The 17588-nt window shown below is 29.1% G+C and carries 12 protein-coding genes and 1 riboswitch; of the genes, 7 read left to right on the forward strand and 5 right to left on the reverse strand.

The window, feature by feature from the left end; genetic code table 4:
• Window positions 1-8 precede the first annotated feature (8 nt).
• The 4 genes from trxB to SPLAT_RS03090 form a co-directional block, all read right to left on the reverse strand.
• Window positions 9-959 carry a thioredoxin-disulfide reductase gene (gene trxB / locus SPLAT_RS03075; RefSeq protein WP_168104935.1) on the reverse strand — a complete coding sequence of 317 codons (951 nt, stop codon included), beginning with the start codon at window positions 957-959 and terminating at the stop codon, window positions 9-11.
• The gene (locus SPLAT_RS03080; RefSeq protein ID WP_168104936.1) at window positions 943-2148 is read right to left on the reverse strand and encodes a prolipoprotein diacylglyceryl transferase; all 1206 of its coding nucleotides are present in this window, start codon (window positions 2146-2148) and stop codon (window positions 943-945) included. Before SPLAT_RS03080 ends, trxB begins: the two co-directional genes overlap by 17 nt.
• Window positions 2149-2173: 25 nt before the next feature.
• Window positions 2174-3121, reverse strand: coding sequence for an HPr(Ser) kinase/phosphatase (gene hprK / locus SPLAT_RS03085; RefSeq protein ID WP_168104937.1), 948 nt, complete (start codon window positions 3119-3121; stop codon window positions 2174-2176).
• A 130-nt stretch (window positions 3122-3251) separates the two neighbouring features.
• Entirely contained in the window at window positions 3252-4868 is a 1617-nt protein-coding gene (locus SPLAT_RS03090) for an MATE family efflux transporter (RefSeq protein ID WP_168104938.1), read from the reverse strand.
• A 221-nt stretch (window positions 4869-5089) separates the two neighbouring features.
• Window positions 5090-5256: riboswitch (cobalamin riboswitch) on the forward strand.
• A gap of 147 nt (window positions 5257-5403) precedes the next feature.
• Between SPLAT_RS03090 and nrdF the strand changes: the two genes are divergently transcribed.
• The 5 genes from nrdF (at window position 5404) to SPLAT_RS03115 (ending at window position 11917) form a co-directional block, all read left to right on the forward strand.
• Window positions 5404-6426, forward strand: a complete 1023-nt coding sequence (nrdF, locus tag SPLAT_RS03095) for a class 1b ribonucleoside-diphosphate reductase subunit beta (RefSeq protein ID WP_168104939.1) — start codon at window positions 5404-5406, stop codon at window positions 6424-6426.
• A gap of 20 nt (window positions 6427-6446) precedes the next feature.
• The gene (nrdE, locus tag SPLAT_RS03100) at window positions 6447-9059 is read left to right on the forward strand and encodes a class 1b ribonucleoside-diphosphate reductase subunit alpha (RefSeq protein WP_168104940.1); all 2613 of its coding nucleotides are present in this window, start codon (window positions 6447-6449) and stop codon (window positions 9057-9059) included.
• 64 nt (window positions 9060-9123) lie between these two features.
• Window positions 9124-10308, forward strand: a complete 1185-nt coding sequence (locus SPLAT_RS03105; RefSeq protein ID WP_168104941.1) for a hypothetical protein — start codon at window positions 9124-9126, stop codon at window positions 10306-10308.
• Entirely contained in the window at window positions 10283-10756 is a 474-nt protein-coding gene (locus tag SPLAT_RS03110) for a DUF4430 domain-containing protein (protein ID WP_168104942.1), read from the forward strand. The genes SPLAT_RS03105 and SPLAT_RS03110 overlap by 26 nt, the downstream gene beginning before the upstream one ends.
• Before the next feature lie 156 nt (window positions 10757-10912).
• The gene (locus SPLAT_RS03115) at window positions 10913-11917 is read left to right on the forward strand and encodes an alpha/beta hydrolase (RefSeq protein WP_168104943.1); all 1005 of its coding nucleotides are present in this window, start codon (window positions 10913-10915) and stop codon (window positions 11915-11917) included.
• Window positions 11918-11971: 54 nt separating this feature from the next.
• Here SPLAT_RS03115 and SPLAT_RS03120 read toward each other — a convergent pair whose 3' ends face one another.
• Window positions 11972-14155, reverse strand: a complete 2184-nt coding sequence (locus tag SPLAT_RS03120; protein WP_168104944.1) for a hypothetical protein — start codon at window positions 14153-14155, stop codon at window positions 11972-11974.
• 277 nt (window positions 14156-14432) lie between these two features.
• On the opposite strand from SPLAT_RS03120, the gene SPLAT_RS03125 reads away from it, so the two are divergent.
• Together SPLAT_RS03125 and SPLAT_RS03130 are read left to right on the forward strand one after the other, a co-directional pair.
• A complete protein-coding gene (locus tag SPLAT_RS03125; protein WP_168104945.1) occupies window positions 14433-15863 on the forward strand; it encodes an FAD-dependent oxidoreductase in 1431 nt (476 codons plus the stop codon).
• A 22-nt stretch (window positions 15864-15885) separates the two neighbouring features.
• Complete coding sequence (locus tag SPLAT_RS03130) at window positions 15886-17583, forward strand: dicarboxylate/amino acid:cation symporter (RefSeq protein ID WP_168104946.1); 1698 nt, start codon at window positions 15886-15888, stop codon at window positions 17581-17583.
• Window positions 17584-17588 lie beyond the last annotated feature (5 nt).

The following is a 17588-nucleotide window of genomic DNA, read 5'->3' on the forward strand; positions in this document are numbered from 1 at the left end:
TACCTTTATTAGTTCACATTATCAATATAGTTAATGATATATTGTGCAGCAATGGCTCCATCATTTGTTGCAGTTACGATTTGTCGTAAATTCTTTTTTATGACATCTCCTGCAGCAAATAAACCAGGAATTTTCGTTTGACAAGTATCATCAACTAAAATATAACCTTCCTCATCACAAACACCTAAATGTCTTACAAACTCACTAATTGGATCACTACCAATATAAGGGAATAAAGCATCAGTTTTGATTTCACTAACTTCTTTAGTTTCTGTGTTTTCAATTTTTAATCCAACCACTTTATCAAGGTCACCCAGTACTTCAACAACACGATAATTGACATGCATATTAATATTAGGATGATTTTTTACTCTTGCAACTGTCTTATCGTCTGCACGAAAACCTTCACGACGGTGAATTAAATTTAAATTATTAGTCATTCTTGTTAGATATAATGATTCCTCACAAGCAGCATATCCGCCTCCAACAACAGTGATTGTTTTATCTTTAAATAAAAAACCATCGCAAACACCACAATAAGAAACACCCTTACCATAGTATTCATCTTCACCAGGAACACCAATTTTCTTTTCAACAGTACCTGTAGCAACAATCACTGCTTTGGCTGTTAATTTTTTGTTGCCCAGTAAATTGACTGTCTTGCTAGTATGATTAATATCATCGTCAATGCTAACAACTTCATCATAAATAACTTCAACATTTAATTTTTCAATTTGCTCATGCATCTTTGAAGCTAAAGTTTGACCATCAATAAAATCAAATCCTGGATAGTTTTCAACTTCTGAAGTTCTTGTCATTTTTCCACCAGGTAAAGCTTTTTCAATAATAACTGTTTTCAAATTAGCTCTTTGAGCATAAATTGCTGCTGTCATTCCTGCTGGACCAGCACCAATGATAATTAAATCATAATTATCTGTTGCTTTAATATTGCTTTTCATATAATCATCCCTTTTTTCTAAATTTTTTGCTTGCAATAAATTGTGCAAATACTAGTAACACGATTCCTAAAATAATTCATAAAACTGACACTAAAATAGAAGTTCGTACTGAACCAATCATCATGATATCACTTGCATAACGAAAAGGTTCTAAGATTACCCTAATAATACCATAAAAAATAAAGTATCCTGCTCCCATAGCACCTGTATAAGTTAACTTGTACTGATTAGGATTGTAACTTTGATTTAAAGGTGAAGCATCTTGATAGAACTTGTTAGTTATCTTTCTGAAAAAATTCTTTTGACTAACAAAAATCTTTTGTACACCATTCATTGTTGGAGTAACTTTAATTGCTTTAAAAGTTCTCAACTTAGTATCTTTAATCAAAGACTTTTCTGGTTCAAAATCATAATAAGCTTTTTCTCAACATGATTTCTTTCATTTACGATAAGAATGAAGTTTTTTTACAACCTTTCAAGGTTGATAGTAGTCACTCTTAACAATTGGTTCTTTAATTCATAATGGTTGATATTTTTCTGCTTCAATCTTTCAAGGTTTCTTACTAAATCAAAATCCTATCTTAGGAAGAACAAAAATTAAAAATACTCATCCAACTAAAGAAGCAATTGATTCATATAAGAATAATGGATGTCGATAAACTTCAACATGATCATTAGGATAATGCAAATGATCATTAATTCATGATGGTAGTCATGGAAAAGCTTGACCAGTATCTCAACCTAAAATTTCTTGATTAAAAAAATTACCTCATCTTCCAATTGCTTGTCCTAACAAGATATTAGGTAAAATACAATCAAGATAAACTCACATTGAAATCTTATATTTTAAAGATGCTCGATAAAAAATAATTAATCCAACAATCAAGCCAGCAAAAATACCACCTTGAATTGCCATTCCACCTTGTCATACAGCAATCACATCAATAAAGCCATGAACCATATCTGTATGATTTAAAACATACCAAAGTCTCGCACCTAACAAGCCACAAGGAATAATGATAAAAACAGATCCTTCAAGTGTTCGTGTTGGAATATTTCTACGATACATTTTAAATCATGAAGAAAAAAGCACTACTAAAACTGCAATTCCCATTAAAATTGAATAAATATGAATTGAAGTTCCAGGAATATTCGCAATTGAATCGTTATATCCTGAAAAAATATGCACTATTTAACACCTATATTCTTAATTTTTACTTACCATTTTTTAAATTTTCAACAACTTCTTGTTCAAATTGCACTGCACTATCTTCGCCAGCTTCTTTTAATTTCATACTGATAACAGCAGATGTAATTAAGTCAGCTAAATTTCTTCCTGAAGTAACAGGAAGTTTAATAGTTGGAATCTTAACATTAAAATATTGTTGAAACTTTAAATTAGTTCCTAAACGATCAATTTTATTTAAAGTGCTACTATTAGCACCAGCTAATTTAATAATCAGTTGAATTTGACTTTCAGGTAGAACAACATGATATCCATACATTTTTGTAACATCTAAAATACCAATTCCTCTAATCTCAATTAAATTTTTAACCATCTCATTACTGCGACCAATAATCTTATTGTTAATTTTTAAGATTTCAATACTGTCATCTCCAATAAATAAATGACCATTACGGATTAATTCCAAAGTTGTTTCTGACTTACCAATCCCACTAGCTCCCGTAATTAAAACACCATGACCAAAAATATTAACTAAAGTTCCATGTATACGAGTACCCGGAGCTAAATTTTCAGCAATATATAAAGTAACAGTATTTGCAAACTCAGAGCTGTCACCAAAAAATTGAATAATTACTACTTTACTTTCTAGTTTTTCAGCAATCTTACATAATTTTTGAGTATGCTTAAAATTTGGTGTCACAAAAATGGCAGGAATATGATCTTGTAAAATATTTTTAAAATGACTTTCATAAGTATCTGAACTTAAAGTATCAAGATACTCACTTTCTGTACTGCTTAATAGGATTACTCTTCTTAAAATTGAAACTCTCTTGCTTTTAAAACCCATCAATTGTAAACCACCACGATTTACACCTGGGATAGTAATTAATATCTTATTTAAATCTATATTTTTATTTTGATATAAAACTTTTAAATCAAATTTTTGAATAATATTTTTGATTGTAAAATTTTTCATCTCTTCACCTAACGACTATTATAATAACTAAATTATACTTTAAAATAAGGTCAAAAGTATCCTTTATTATTAAAATAATCAAGGATTTAATTATAACATATATTCTTGCTAATTCACTATTATTTTCAGTCTAAGAGTGTTTTTTTGCTTTTAATTTTACTGTTGATTTCTTTGATGGTTCTTTCTTTTCAGTAACAGTTTCACCATGCTCTTTATGAATTTTAAAGTTATCAGGAACATCAATTAATTTATCTTTATATTTAATTCAACTCTGAATCAAAATTGGAATTAAAATTAAGGACGAAACAAAATCAATCAAGCCAAAGAAAAGGAAATAGAAAATTGAATTACCAGTTAAAGTCGCTACAAGATAGCCTAATCCAATCATTGGTAGAGCAATAGTAAATGCTCGTAAACTATTAGTAAAGGATGCTAAAAGTGACTTATTAATTCCTTGATACAAAGTAAAACAAATTAAAGTAAAGGATGCAAAAGGATAAGAAGCAAAACTTAAAAGCAATCATCAACGATATTGTTGGACATATTCTTCTGGAAAAGCAAACATCAACATCATCTTGTCACCAACAGATGCCAACATAATCAAGACAAAAATAAATCAAACAAAGAATAAAATACTACTACGCTTTAAAATTTGTCAAATTCGATTGTATTTTTTGGCGCCAAAATTATAAGCAATCACTGCTCGAGCACCTTGAGAGATTCCTGTTGCAGCAGAAAATATCAACCCCATTCATGGTGAAATAGACGACATCAATTCTTGTAAAATTGAAACGTTATTATCAATTTTCTGATTAGGTAAATTGACGACCAGACTCGTAGAAAGGAAAGAAACCACAACAAAAGAAACTCCAGCAATAAAGTTAGGTAGTCCTGCTTTTAAAAACAATCAAATATTTTCAAATTTTAAATGAATTAAATTTGATCAACTAAATCTTGTGTAACTAGTTCTAAAACGAAAAACAATGATAAATCCTCAAATTACTTGTACTAATCATGAAAAAACAGTTCCAAGCATTGCTCCTTGCATCTTTAAATGACATACTTTCATAAAAAAGATTGCTGCTCCACTATTGATTAAAACTGAAGTAACCATAATCAGAACAATTCAACCCATTCTTCCTTCACTACGTAGTAAAGAAACAAAATAGTAACTTAAGAACATTAAAGGTGCTGCAAGCAACATTAAAAATGAGTAGTCTCAAGCTAAATAATTAGTAATTGGGTTATAAATTCCACCCATCTGACTCCTGATAAAGACGGAATTAAAGCCAGGAAAAATCAAACAAAATATCATAAAAGAGATAAAAATTGAAAAGATAATTGTAAACGAAAAACCATTCCCAGTAATCTCATGCATCTTTTTTTCATTTCTTTGTCCAAAAGCAATTGAAAAATTCATAGCACAACCCATACCTGCCATAACTGCAAAAGCAAACAGTAAATTATAAGTTTGAGTTGCATATTGCGTTGCAACATTAATAAAAATCTTCATTTCTTTAAGAGGGATGATATCTACTGTTGTACTTTTCATTTGATTATATAATGCAACATAAAATGGATCTGAACTTAAATCTCCAGCAGCAAATTGTAAAGCTAATGTCTTATCAATAATATTATAAAATCCTTGAATAAACATAATCAGAACAGTTGGGATACAAAAATATAAAATTGTTAGCCATGGTTTGCCATAACGTAATTTTTTCTCACGTTCTGTTAATAGATTCATATCACTACCCTATTTCTTACTTCATCAAAATAAAATATCATGAAAATAATTAAAATTTTTTCATGAAAATTTTTTCTTATTTACTATTCAATTTAATTATAAACTAGAATAAATTTCTTACTTTATTTATAACAAAAAATTAGTGATTAAACAAACTAAATTTTGACAAAAAAATTAAATCATTTTACAAATATAAATATTAAAAGTAAAATAACCTTACAACTAAAAAATGAAAATTAGATGTTCGGGAAAAAGATGAGAATTCTTTGCTGTCCCAGCAACTGTAAAGCTGATGAACGTTAGATATACCATTGAAACAATTGTTTTGAGAAGGCTAACTAGTAAAATGAAGCCAAGCCAGTAGACCGGTCTAATTTTCACAAAGTTACTATTCCTGGGGGTGAATATTTAATTATTTTAAATAATTTTCATTATCTTTTTAATTTTAAAAATAATGAAAAAATAAAATAATTTTAATTTCAACGAATGCCTCCTATAGGCATTTTTTAGTTAGTAAAAAAAATGGAGGAAAATAATGATAGAAAATAAAAACAATTATTATCAAAAATCTCTTTCACCATTGGAATATGCTAACAATGGATTTAAAGGCAAAATGCGTTCAGTAAACTGAAACTTCATTAATGATGATAAAGATTTAGAAGTCTGAACTCGTGTAACACAAAACTTCTGACTACCAGAAAAAATTCCAGTATCAAATGATTTAACTTCATGAAAAAGTTTAACTTTTGAATGACAACAATTAGTTACAAGAACATTTACAGGTTTAACACTATTAGATACAATCCAAGCAACTGTTTGTGATACAGCACAAATTCCTCATTCCTTAACTGACCATGAACAAGTTATTTATGCTAATTTTGCTTTTATGGTTGCTGTTCATGCTCGTGCATATGGAACAATTTTTTCAACTTTATGTTCTAGTGAACAAATTGAAGAAGCTCATGAATGAGTTATCAATACAGAAAGTTTACAAAATCGAGCACGCGCATTAATTCCTTATTATTCTAATAAAGATCCATTAAAATCAAAAGTTGCTGCTGCACTTATGCCAGGATTTTTATTATATGGGGGATTTTATTTACCATTTTATTTATCAGCTCGTGGTAAGTTATCAAACACTTCTGATATTATTCGATTAATTTTAAGAGATAAAGTAATTCATAACTACTATAGTGGTTATAAATATCAAAGAAAAGTTAAAAAACTTTCAATAGAAAAGCAACTAGAAATGAAAAAGTTTGTTTTTGAATTACTAAATCAATTAATTGATTTAGAAAAGAAATATCTAACAGAACTTTATCAAGGTTTTAATTTAGCAGAAGATGCAATTAGATTTAGTTTATATAATGCTGGAAAATTCTTACAAAATTTGGGTTATGATTCACCTTTTACTGAAGAAGAAACAAGAATTGCACCAGAAATTTTTACTCAACTATCTGCACGAGCAGATGAAAATCATGACTTTTTTTCAGGAAATGGTTCATCTTATGTTATGGGAATTAGTGAAGAAACTGAAGATGAAGATTGAGAATTTTAATTTAAGGAGAAAAATAAAAAATGCATAATGATGTAATCAAAGTTACAAATGAAAAAATAGTAAAACCTCAAGGAAAAATTTATATTGTTTACTTTTCATCAACTTCTAACAATACTCATAGATTTATTCAAAAATTAGAAGTAAAAAATTCAAGAATTCCTTATGACATAAAAGAAGAAATCTTAGTTGATCAAGAGTATGTACTCATTACACCAACTTATAGCGGTGGTGGTGAATTTAAAAGTGGCGCTGTTCCAAAGCAAGTAATTAATTTTTTAAATAAAAAACAAAATCGTGATCTTTGTCGTGGAATAATGGCTTCTGGAAACACAAATTTTGGTAATACATTTGCGATGGCAGGCCCAATTCTTTCAAAAAAATTAAATGTACCCCTACTCTATCAATTTGAATTATTAGGAACTAAAAATGATGTAGAAACAATAAAAAATATTTTAGTAGATTTTTGAATAAAACCTGAAAATAAAAAAATTTCAACTCTATCAGGTAATTTTGAATCTGATGAATATATTACTCTAAATGCAAAAACAAAATTATTTGATTGAGATAAAGATAATTTTAAACTAGATTTTGCTGCAGCAAAATCTTATCTAAAAAATCACATTATCCCTAATTCAAAAAAATTTAATAGTACCAAAGAACGAATTGAATATTTAGTTAAAAATAAATATTATGATGAAAAAATAATAAATAAATATTCAATTGCTAAAATTGAAAATTTAACAAACCAAGCTTATAGTTACAATCATTATTTTCCAACTTTTGTATCTGCTTTAAAATTTTTCAATGCTTATGCTTTAAAAAGTTTTGATGGAAAAGAATATTTAGAAAATTATGAAGATCGAGTTATCATGAATGCGTTATTCTTTGGTGATGGCAAAATTAGTAAAGCAAAAAAAATCTTAAATGAAATAATGTTAGGTAGATTCCAACCAGCTACACCAACCTTCTTAAATGCTGGCAAAAAACAACGTGGTGAATATGTTTCTTGTTATCTTTTACGCATTGAAGATAACATGGAATCAATCGCTCGTGGTATTTCAACTTCTTTGCAACTTTCAAAATCTGGTGGCGGGGTAGCTTTATGTTTAACAAATCTAAGAGAATGTGGTGCACCAATTAAAAATATTGCTAATCAAGCTACAGGTGTAATTCCAGTGATGAAAATTTTAGAAGACTCATTCTCTTATGCTAATCAATTAGGACAAAGACAAGGAGCAGGTGCAGTTTATTTAAATGCTCATCATCCAGATATTATGTCATTTTTAGATACAAAAAGAGAAAATGCTGATGAAAAAATTAGGATTAAATCTTTATCTTTAGGAATAGTAATTCCAAATATCACTTTTGAATTAGCAAAAGATAATAAAGATATGGCACTTTTTAGTCCTTATGATATTAAAAAAGTTTATAAAAAATCAATGACTGATATTTCTGTCACTCAAGAATATTACAAGATGTTGAATAATCCAAAAATTAAAAAAACTTTTATTAGTGCAAGAAAATTATTTCAAACAATTGCAGAATTACATTTTGAAAGTGGCTATCCCTATTTATTATTTGATGATACAGTAAATAATCGTAATGCTCATCCAGGTAGAATTGTTATGAGCAACTTATGTAGTGAAATTATTCAAGTTAGCACAGCTAGCAAATATAATAATGATTTAAGCTTTAAGCATATTGGCCAAGATATTTCTTGTAATTTAGGAAGTGTTAATATCGCTAAAATGATGGAAAGTGGTAGTGAATTTTCCCAATCAATTGAAGAAGCAATTTATGCTTTAGATCATGTTTCTAGAAATAGTAACTTATCTACTGCACCCTCAATTAAAGAAGGCAATAAAAACAATCATGCTCTTGGTCTAGGAGCAATGAATTTACATGGTTTTTTAGCAACAAATCATATTTTTTATAACTCTAAAGAAGCCGTTGATTTTACTAATATTTTCTTTTACACTATGGCTTATCATGCTTTTAAAGCTTCAAATAAATTAGCAGAGCATTTTGGTTCATTTGTTGAATTTAAAAATTCAAAATTTGCTGATGGTTCTTATTTTGATAAATATACTCAATGTGATAAGGAGAAATGAAAACCAGCTACAAAAAAAATTAAAGAATTATTTGATAAATATCAAATTGAAATTCCCACACAAAATGATTGAAAAAAATTAGTAACAAAAATTAAAACAATAGGAATCGCTAATTCTCATTTAATGGCAGTAGCACCAACTGGTTCAATTAGTTATTTATCTGCATGTACTCCAAGTTTACAACCAATTGTATCTCCAGTTGAAGTTCGTAAAGAAGGCAAATTAGGAAGAGTATATGTTCCAGCTTACAAAATTAATGTTGATAATTTACCTTATTATTTGTCTGGAGCATATGAAATTGGACCTAATCCAATTATTGATATCGCTGCAGCAGCACAACAACATGTTGATCAAGCAATATCATTAACTCTCTTTATGACAGACAAAACAACTACACGTGATTTAAATAAAGCTTATATTAAAGCTTTTAAGCAAGGCTGCTCATCAATTTATTATGTTCGCGTTAGACAAGAAGTTTTAGAAAATAGTGAAAATTATCAATGTGATGCTTGTGTTATATAATTTATAAAATATATTTAAGTAAAAAATTAGTTGATAGAACAAGTTTCAGAAAAGAGGATTAAGAATGATCAAACTATTTAGTTTACTAACATCTATTACATTAGGTTCAACAGGAACAATTTCTGCTGCAACTTACATTTTAGAAAATAATCAAAAAAATGAAGTACCGCCTTGAATCAATCAAATGATTCAAGGCAATCCAAATGAAATTAGTGTTGGCTATGATCATTACTTATTAGTTAACAAACATCAAGACAAGCAAGACTATTTTCAACAAAAAGATTGAATGGATTTTAATCAAAACAAAAACCTTTATCTCTACTTACCAGAAGCAAATAGTATTGATGAAGCAATTCAAAATGTGGTAGTTGATGATAGTGCAAAAACTTGAACTGTTGGAATTGAAACACCAATTACTTGAACAAAAATTAATAACACAACTTATACTAATAATAGATTTATTACTCAAGATACTTCTGTAGCTAACATTGCTTTAATGGAAAATGACAAATTTAAAGAAATTATAAATAGTAACAAATGAGATTCTCTAACAACGCAAGAAAAAGAAATGTTTAAGCAATATGGCAGTTTACCTTCTTCAAGACAAGGAAAAAGTCAAGATTGATGAAATACTAATCAATGAGAAAAAAACCTTTCAACAGAAAAAAATCTTGAATCAAGTTGAGTTAAAGATAAAAATCAAAAATTTTCTCAATTAGATTTATACAACAGATGAATTAATCAATCTGTTATTGGCATGAATGTTCCATTAAGTTTGATTGAAAAAAATTCTTTTACTTTACAGCAAACTAAAATTAATCATCTTTTTCTGTTTCAAAGCACAATAAATCAAGTTTGAAACGATAAGAATGGAAATCTAAAAAATATCTTTACTCCTCATTGAGGTTTCACTCTAAAAATTATTAATGATGGAAATACTCTTTTTAGAACACCACAAATAATTAATTTAAAAAATTCTTTTAAAGAAGAAGTTATTAATAATTATCTAAACCAAAAAAAATACTTTTCATTTAACAGTCAAGAAACTACTAAGTTTACAAATAACTATTTAACTGGTTATAAAAACTATCAATCTTTAAATATTCATTCTATTTTTGTAATAATTTCATCACTATTAATTCTATTCTTATTTATATTTTCTTTAAATTATTCAAGTAAATATTTAATCAACAGAAGAAAAAACACATCTCAGGAGCTAAATAATGAAAAAAGAAAAAAATCAATTTAAAAATAAAAAAAATTTTTGAAGATGAGTTGCAGGTAGTTTATTTCTAATTTTATTTGGTACTTCAGCAATAATTAATATTGCTTATTTACCAAAATACTTTGTTCTAAAAAATCAAAATGAACTAGAAAAAAATCAATTACTAAATATTAATGTTTCTGCTTATAACGAAGAAAATGGTAGTACTAAATTATTTACTTATATATATCAAACAACTCAAAAAACATTAGCTAATTTAATGATACAAGATTCCAAAACTTTTTATTTAACTCACAATGGGACATGACTTGACGCAATTAGTTATTATAATAATCAAGAAAAACAAACCATCGCATCAAAAGATCCTTATTATTGAATGGTTTACAATAATGGTGAGATATCTGGTGTTGGAATTGCTGACTTGCTTATCCATAACGGTGATAAAATAGAATTACGTTACCAACATTATTAATAAATGAATTTTTATATGATAATCTTAGAAAATTTTACATAAATCTAACTAATTTTATAAAATTATGAAATGCTTAATTATTAATCATTTATCTACAAAAAATCGCTCCTTGATATTATAATTTATTTAACTATTAAAAAAACAAGGAGAAAACAAATGAAAAACACAAATATTAATATCTTCAAATTAAAAAGTAATGTTGATATTGATTCAATTGATATGTTTCAAGCTTGTTTAACTTATAATGCAAAATTTCAACCAATTATTGGTAAAGAACTAAACAAATGACCAATATATCTTGCCTATTGAAATTCACTAGTCAAGAATGAAAAAATTACTAACTTTAAAGTTAAAACAACAATTGATAAACTAATCTTAGTTGGAGACTATATTGAATCACCAGTTAAAAATGCTAACAACAATCGAGTAATATTCTTACTTCATGGAGTTACTAACACAAGATACTGAATTTTCAAACAAGCTTATATCTTTTTAGAAGCAGGTTACAATGTTGTTTGATATGATGCTAGAAATCATGGGCAAAGCAATGCTGCACCAACAACATTTGGTAAAAAAGAGTCTCATGATTTACAAGATGTCATTAATTTAATTACTGATAAGTATCATCCTGAAAATATCATCCTTTATGGCTTCTCTTTAGGTTCTGCATCTGTAGTAATGTGAAGTGAACTATATAATAAATTTCCTAGCAATGAAAAAGTTAGATTAGTAATTTGTGATTCAACTTTTGCAGAATTAGAACAAGCTTATATCGATAAAATTCATAATCATACTTTTGTCCCAACTAATTTTATGGTTAATATTTTCCGTAAAACTATTAAAAAAACAACTGGCATCTCTGATCTAACGGTATTGAAACCAATTAAATATTTAAAATATATTCCTAATATCCCAGCGTTATTCTTACATGGCAAGGCTGATAATTTTGTTAGTTACACTAATACTGAAGAACTCTATCATGAAAAAATTCGCTATGAACAACCAGTAAAAAGTAAAATGTATTTAATTGATAAAGCACTCCATGGTCAAAGCTTTTTACTTGGCGACAATGGTGTCACTATTTATGATGAATTCAATCAAAAGCATAAAGAACCACTTAGTACATTAGTTCTAACTTACATTGATCAACAATTAGTTTAAAAAAAATAAAACTATGAATAGTAATTCATAGTTTTATTTTTTAATATTTAAGTTTTAGGCAGATGGATTTTCTCCTTCGCCTGGTTGTTCTGGATTAGTTGGAATAAGTTTATCTAATTTTTCATCCATTGATGTAAGTTTATCATTTACAGCAGTTTGATTAGCATCAATTTTTGCAATTAATGCTGCTTGATTAGCATCAATTTTCCCAATTAATGCTGTTTGACCTTCCTCAATCTTAGCAATTGAATCCGCCATACCTTGCACAGCAGTAGTATTTGCATCCACTTTATCTGATACTTGTCCAAGAGTTTCTGTCAATGCTGCTTGAGCTTGTTCAATCTTAGCAATTGAATCCGCCATACCTTGCACAGCAGTAGTATTTGCATCCACTTTATCTGATACTTGTCCAAGAGTTTCTGTCAATGCTGTTTGACCTTCCTCAATCTTAGTGATTGAATCCGCCATACCTTGCACAGCAGTAGTATTTGCATCCAATTTATCTGATATTTGTCCAAGAGTTTCTGTCAATGCTGCTTGATTTGCATCAATTTTATCATTCAATGCTGTTTGACCTTCCTCAATCTTAGTGATTGAATCCGCCATACCTTGCACAGCAGTAGTATTTGCATCCACTTTATCTGATACTTGTCCAAGAGTTTCTGTCAATGCTGTTTGACCTTCCTCAATCTTAGTGATTGAATCCGCCATTCCATCCACTGAAGCCTTAGCTGCATCTACTTTCTCACCCATCGTTGCTTGACCTTCTTCAATCTTAGTAATTGAATCCGCCATACCATCCACTGAAGCCTTAGCCGCATCTACTTTCTCACCCATCGTTGCTTGACCTTCTTCAATCTTAGTAATTGAATCCGCCATACCATCCACTGAAGCCTTAGCTGCATCTACTTTCTCACCCATCGTTGCTTGACCTTCTTCAATCTTAGTAATTGAATCCGCCATACCATCCACTGAAGCCTTAGCCGCATCTACTTTCTCACCCATCGTTGCTTGACCTTCTTCAATCTTAGTAATTGAATCCGCCATACCATCCACTGAAGCCTTAGCTGCATCTACTTTCTCACCCATCGTTGCTTGACCTTCCTCAATCTTAGTGATTGAATCCGCCATACCATCCACTGAAGCCTTAGCTGCATCTACTTTCTCACCCATCGTTGCTTGACCTTCTTCAATCTTAGTAATTGAATCCGCCATACCATCCACTGAAGCCTTAGCTGCATCTACTTTCTCACCCATCGTTGCTTGACCTTCTTCAATCTTAGTAATTGAATCCGCCATACCATCCACTGAAGCCTTAGCTGCATCTACTTTCTCACCCATCGTTGCTTGACCTTCTTCAATCTTAGTAATTGAATCCGCCATACCATCCACTGAAGCCTTAGCCGCATCTACTTTCTCACCCATCGTTGCTTGACCTTCTTCAATCTTAGTAATTGAATCCGCCATACCATCCACTGAAGCCTTAGCCGCATCTACTTTCTCACCCATCGTTGCTTGACCTTCTTCAATCTTAGTAATTGAATCCGCCATACCATCCACTGAAGCCTTAGCCGCATCTACTTTCTCACCCATCGTTGCTTGACCTGCTTCAACCTTAGCAATTGAATCTGCCATTCCATCAAGTTTGTCAAGCTTATCTAGTTTGTCAAGTTTAGCAACTTTTTCAAGTAATAAAGCTTGATCTTGCCCAATTTTTTCTACTTCCTCAAGAATTTTTTCAGTGTTATATTCTTGTCTGCAACTAATTTTTTCAACAATTTTAGCAAGAGTACATACTACTTTGCTAGTTTTATCAACTAATTTACTAATTTCGCTAATATCACATTTGCTATCACAATCTTTTTTACAACTATCATTTTCATCAACAAGTTTAATAAGATTACAAATTATCTTACCAAGTTTGTCAACTGCTTTATTAATATCACAAGTAGCTTCGCAATCTTTTTTATTTTTGTCATTTTCGTTTTCACAACCAGATTGAACAAGAGTATTAACTACCTTAGTAAGTTTGTCAATTACTTTACACATTTCATTAGTACTATCATCTACGATTTGATAATCGTCAACTCCAGTAATCATTTGATCAAGTTTAGAAACTACTAAATCAAGTTTACCTACCATTCCATTAAGGTCATCAGTTTCATTCATTCTTCTTCCATCTTCAATATATTGTTTAGAATAAGGTGCATCTCCAGATACTTTTATTAAGCGGCTCATATTAAACCCTCCTTTGGTATAATTTCTTTTTTTACACATTGATTATATATATGGATTTTTTTATTGTCATATTAGCAACAATAAGAAGTATGCTTTATCTTAATAAACTAAGAACAAAAAAGAAAAAAATATTAAAAAAGTATCTAAAAGCAATTAATTAAGCAAACTAATTGCTAATTTTTATCTTGAAAAAAATAACTTTCTCTTAACTATTTTTCATTTTTTGATTAAAATTAATAATACATAAAATCAAAATAAAGAAAGGGTTGGAAGTAATATGAAAATAGCAATTATTGGTGCTGGTGCAGCTGGGATGGGAGTCGCTAGTAAATTATCTAGAGAACACGAAAAACTAAATATTCATGTTTTTCAAAATCATAACTATATATCACTTGGTGCATGTGGAATTCCATACTTTATTGCTAATGATTTTAAAAAACAAGCATTGCTAAATGCTAGAACAGTAAAAGATTTTAAAAATGAACAGTACAAAAGCAAAATTCATTTTCATTTAAATCATAATGTTAACAATATTAACCCAGAAAAAAATGAACTTACTTATGAAAATAAAAAGAAAGAACAAAAAACTTTTAAATATAAATATCTAGTAATTGCAACAGGAGCAAAACCTAATGTCTTCTCTCCTTTTGATCTACAATCCCAACCAAAAAACCTCTTTACTGTTATCAATAAAGAAGACGCCATTAATATTAAAGCAATGATTAAAAATGCTCAAAAAATTGCTATCATTGGTGGTAGTTTTATTGGACTAGAAATGGCTGAAACATGTCTTAAATTAAAAAAATCTGTCACAATTATTGAAGTTAAAGACCGGTTAATGGCCAATGTTTTTGATCAAGAATTTAGTCCATTAATTTATAATGAAATAACTGGTACAAACAAAGTTGAGAACAAACCAAAAAAATCAGAACATTATGCTAAAGTTCTTCTTAATACAACAGTTAATAAGTTAAATGTTAAAGATAATGTTATTATAAGTTTAGAAACTAATAATAGTAAACAAATTGATTGTGACTTAGTACTATTAGCATCAGGTTTCACTCCTAACACTAGTTTTCTAACAAAAAACAATATCAAACTAGCAAAAAATAATGCTATAGTTATCAATGAATATGGAGAAGTTTTAATTGATAATACTGACAGTAAAGATAAAAATGTCAGAAAAATTGCTTATGAAAACATTTTTAGTGGCGGAGATTGTGCAACAATTATCAATCAAACTAATCAAACTAATAACTATTTACCTCTAGCAACTAGTGCAAACAAAATTGCACGTATAATTGCTAATAATATTATGTACCCTTATAAAAAAGAAGTTTGACCAGGAACACTTGGTGCTAGTATCATTAGAGTCAAACATTTAGAACTTGCAAGAGTAGGAATTAAAGATGATTACTGAAAACCAGAAAACATTGCTAGTATCTTCATAAAAAACACTGATACTCCAACTTATTTTCCTTCTTCAAAACCATTATATTTAAAACTATTTTATGATAAGGTTTCTTATCAAATCCTTGGCGCTGAAATGGCTGGATACAATAAAGCAGTTTTAAGAATTGATGCTTTATCAACAGCAATTTGAAATAAGATGGATGTAAGAGACTTACAGTATCTTGATCTAGTTTACGCACCCCCTTTTGCAACAACTACTGATATTATCCAGATTGCTGCTAGAAAAATAAAATAAAATTAGAAAGGAAACATCAATCATGTATCTTAATGCTGATAATGATAACATTGATCTACTACGGGATTTTCTCGGAATCTCGCATTGAGAAAGTGTAGTAGCAATTATAATTTTCTTTGCTATTATCACTGCGTTATCAATTTTTATTAAAAAAACAAAAATTAAATTTCCCATTCGGATTTTTATTGGACTTAGTTTAGGATTAGTTTTTGGAATTTCAATTCAAGCTATTACTGGCTTTAACAACAATAATATTACAAATCCAATTCTACCAGGAAATGTTGATCCACCAGTTGATAACCCCAACTATATTGAATGAGCTGGCCAAACTGCTCGTTGAGTAGAATTAATTAAAAATATTTTCATCACTGGAATCACAATGCTAACAGTACCAATTGTCTTTTTAGCTATTGCACGAATTAGTGCTAAAAAATTAGCAGCTACTAATAAATTAGTTAAAATGTCTATTTCAGGAATTGCAATTTTATTAGTTAATGTTGCTGTTGCTTTCTGTATTGCTTTTGGTTTAGGAATGGTTTTTAAAATTGGTCAAAATTTTCAATTAAGTGCTGAAGGTAGCTATGACAAAACAAGTACCATTGGGTTACCAGCTTTAATTGCTGGATATATCCCTAATAGTTTTATTGGCATCTTTACGCAATTTCTAATCATTCCAGTTATTATCCTTGGTGCTTTAGTTGGTTATGCAATTAAAAAACTAACAAAAAGAAATGAAGCACAAATGGATAAAGCTCGTAACAGTCTAGAAATCATGTGAAAAATTATTATCTCAATTCTAACAATGTTTATTAAAATAATGCCATTTGCTGTTATGAGTATGCTTGCTAGTGCTATTATAAATCAACCAATTGCCCGATTAGGTGATATTGGTATTATCATTGGTGTTGCCTACTTAGCATTAGTTATTACTTTCATTTGACACTTACTAACACTATACCTCTTTGGTGTAAATCCTTGAGAGTGATTGAAAAAAGCACAAAGACCAATTGTTACTGGGTTCACATCACAATCATCAAATGCTGCTCTACCAATTGCGCTTGACTCTTTAAAAAATGATTTAAAAGTAGAAGAAGAAGTAAGCGACACGATTATGCCACTTTCAACAACAATTGGTCTTAGTGGTTGTGCTGGTGTTCAAGCTGGAATTATTTTATCTTTCTTATGATTCTCAGTCATCAATCAAGGTGACTTTCCACAATGAACTATTGCCTTATTATTTATTAATGGGTTAATCATTACTTTAATTGCTTCATTGGGAATTGCTGGTGTACCTGGAACTGCTGCTGTTGTTACTGCTGGTGTACTTGGTGGGTTAGGATTTGGAGGCTATTATGCCTCAGTTTATGGAATTATTGGTGCTTTAGATGGTTTATTTGATATGGGAAGAACTGCTGTTAATATTTCTGGAGGCCTGCAAGCAACGTCAATTGTTGCACGGCAAAATGATATGATTGATGACGACAAACTCAATTTAAAAAATTATCCTTTCAAACCACTCTATCTATTAAATAAAAAATATGGTAAGAAAATTGAAAAAAGAAAAGCTAAACAAAAATCAATCAATGATTTAAGAAGCGAGTATCAAGTAAAAATCAACGAAATAAAACTAAAAAACAATGAACATAAAACTGTTGAAATTAAAAAACTAAAACTTGAATTAAGAAATAAAATTAAAGTAATCAAAACAAATAAAAAATAGCCTTA

Source organism: Spiroplasma platyhelix PALS-1, from assembly GCF_021496725.1.
Classification (GTDB): Bacteria; Bacillota_I; Bacilli_A; order Mycoplasmatales; family VBWQ01; genus Spiroplasma_D; species Spiroplasma_D platyhelix.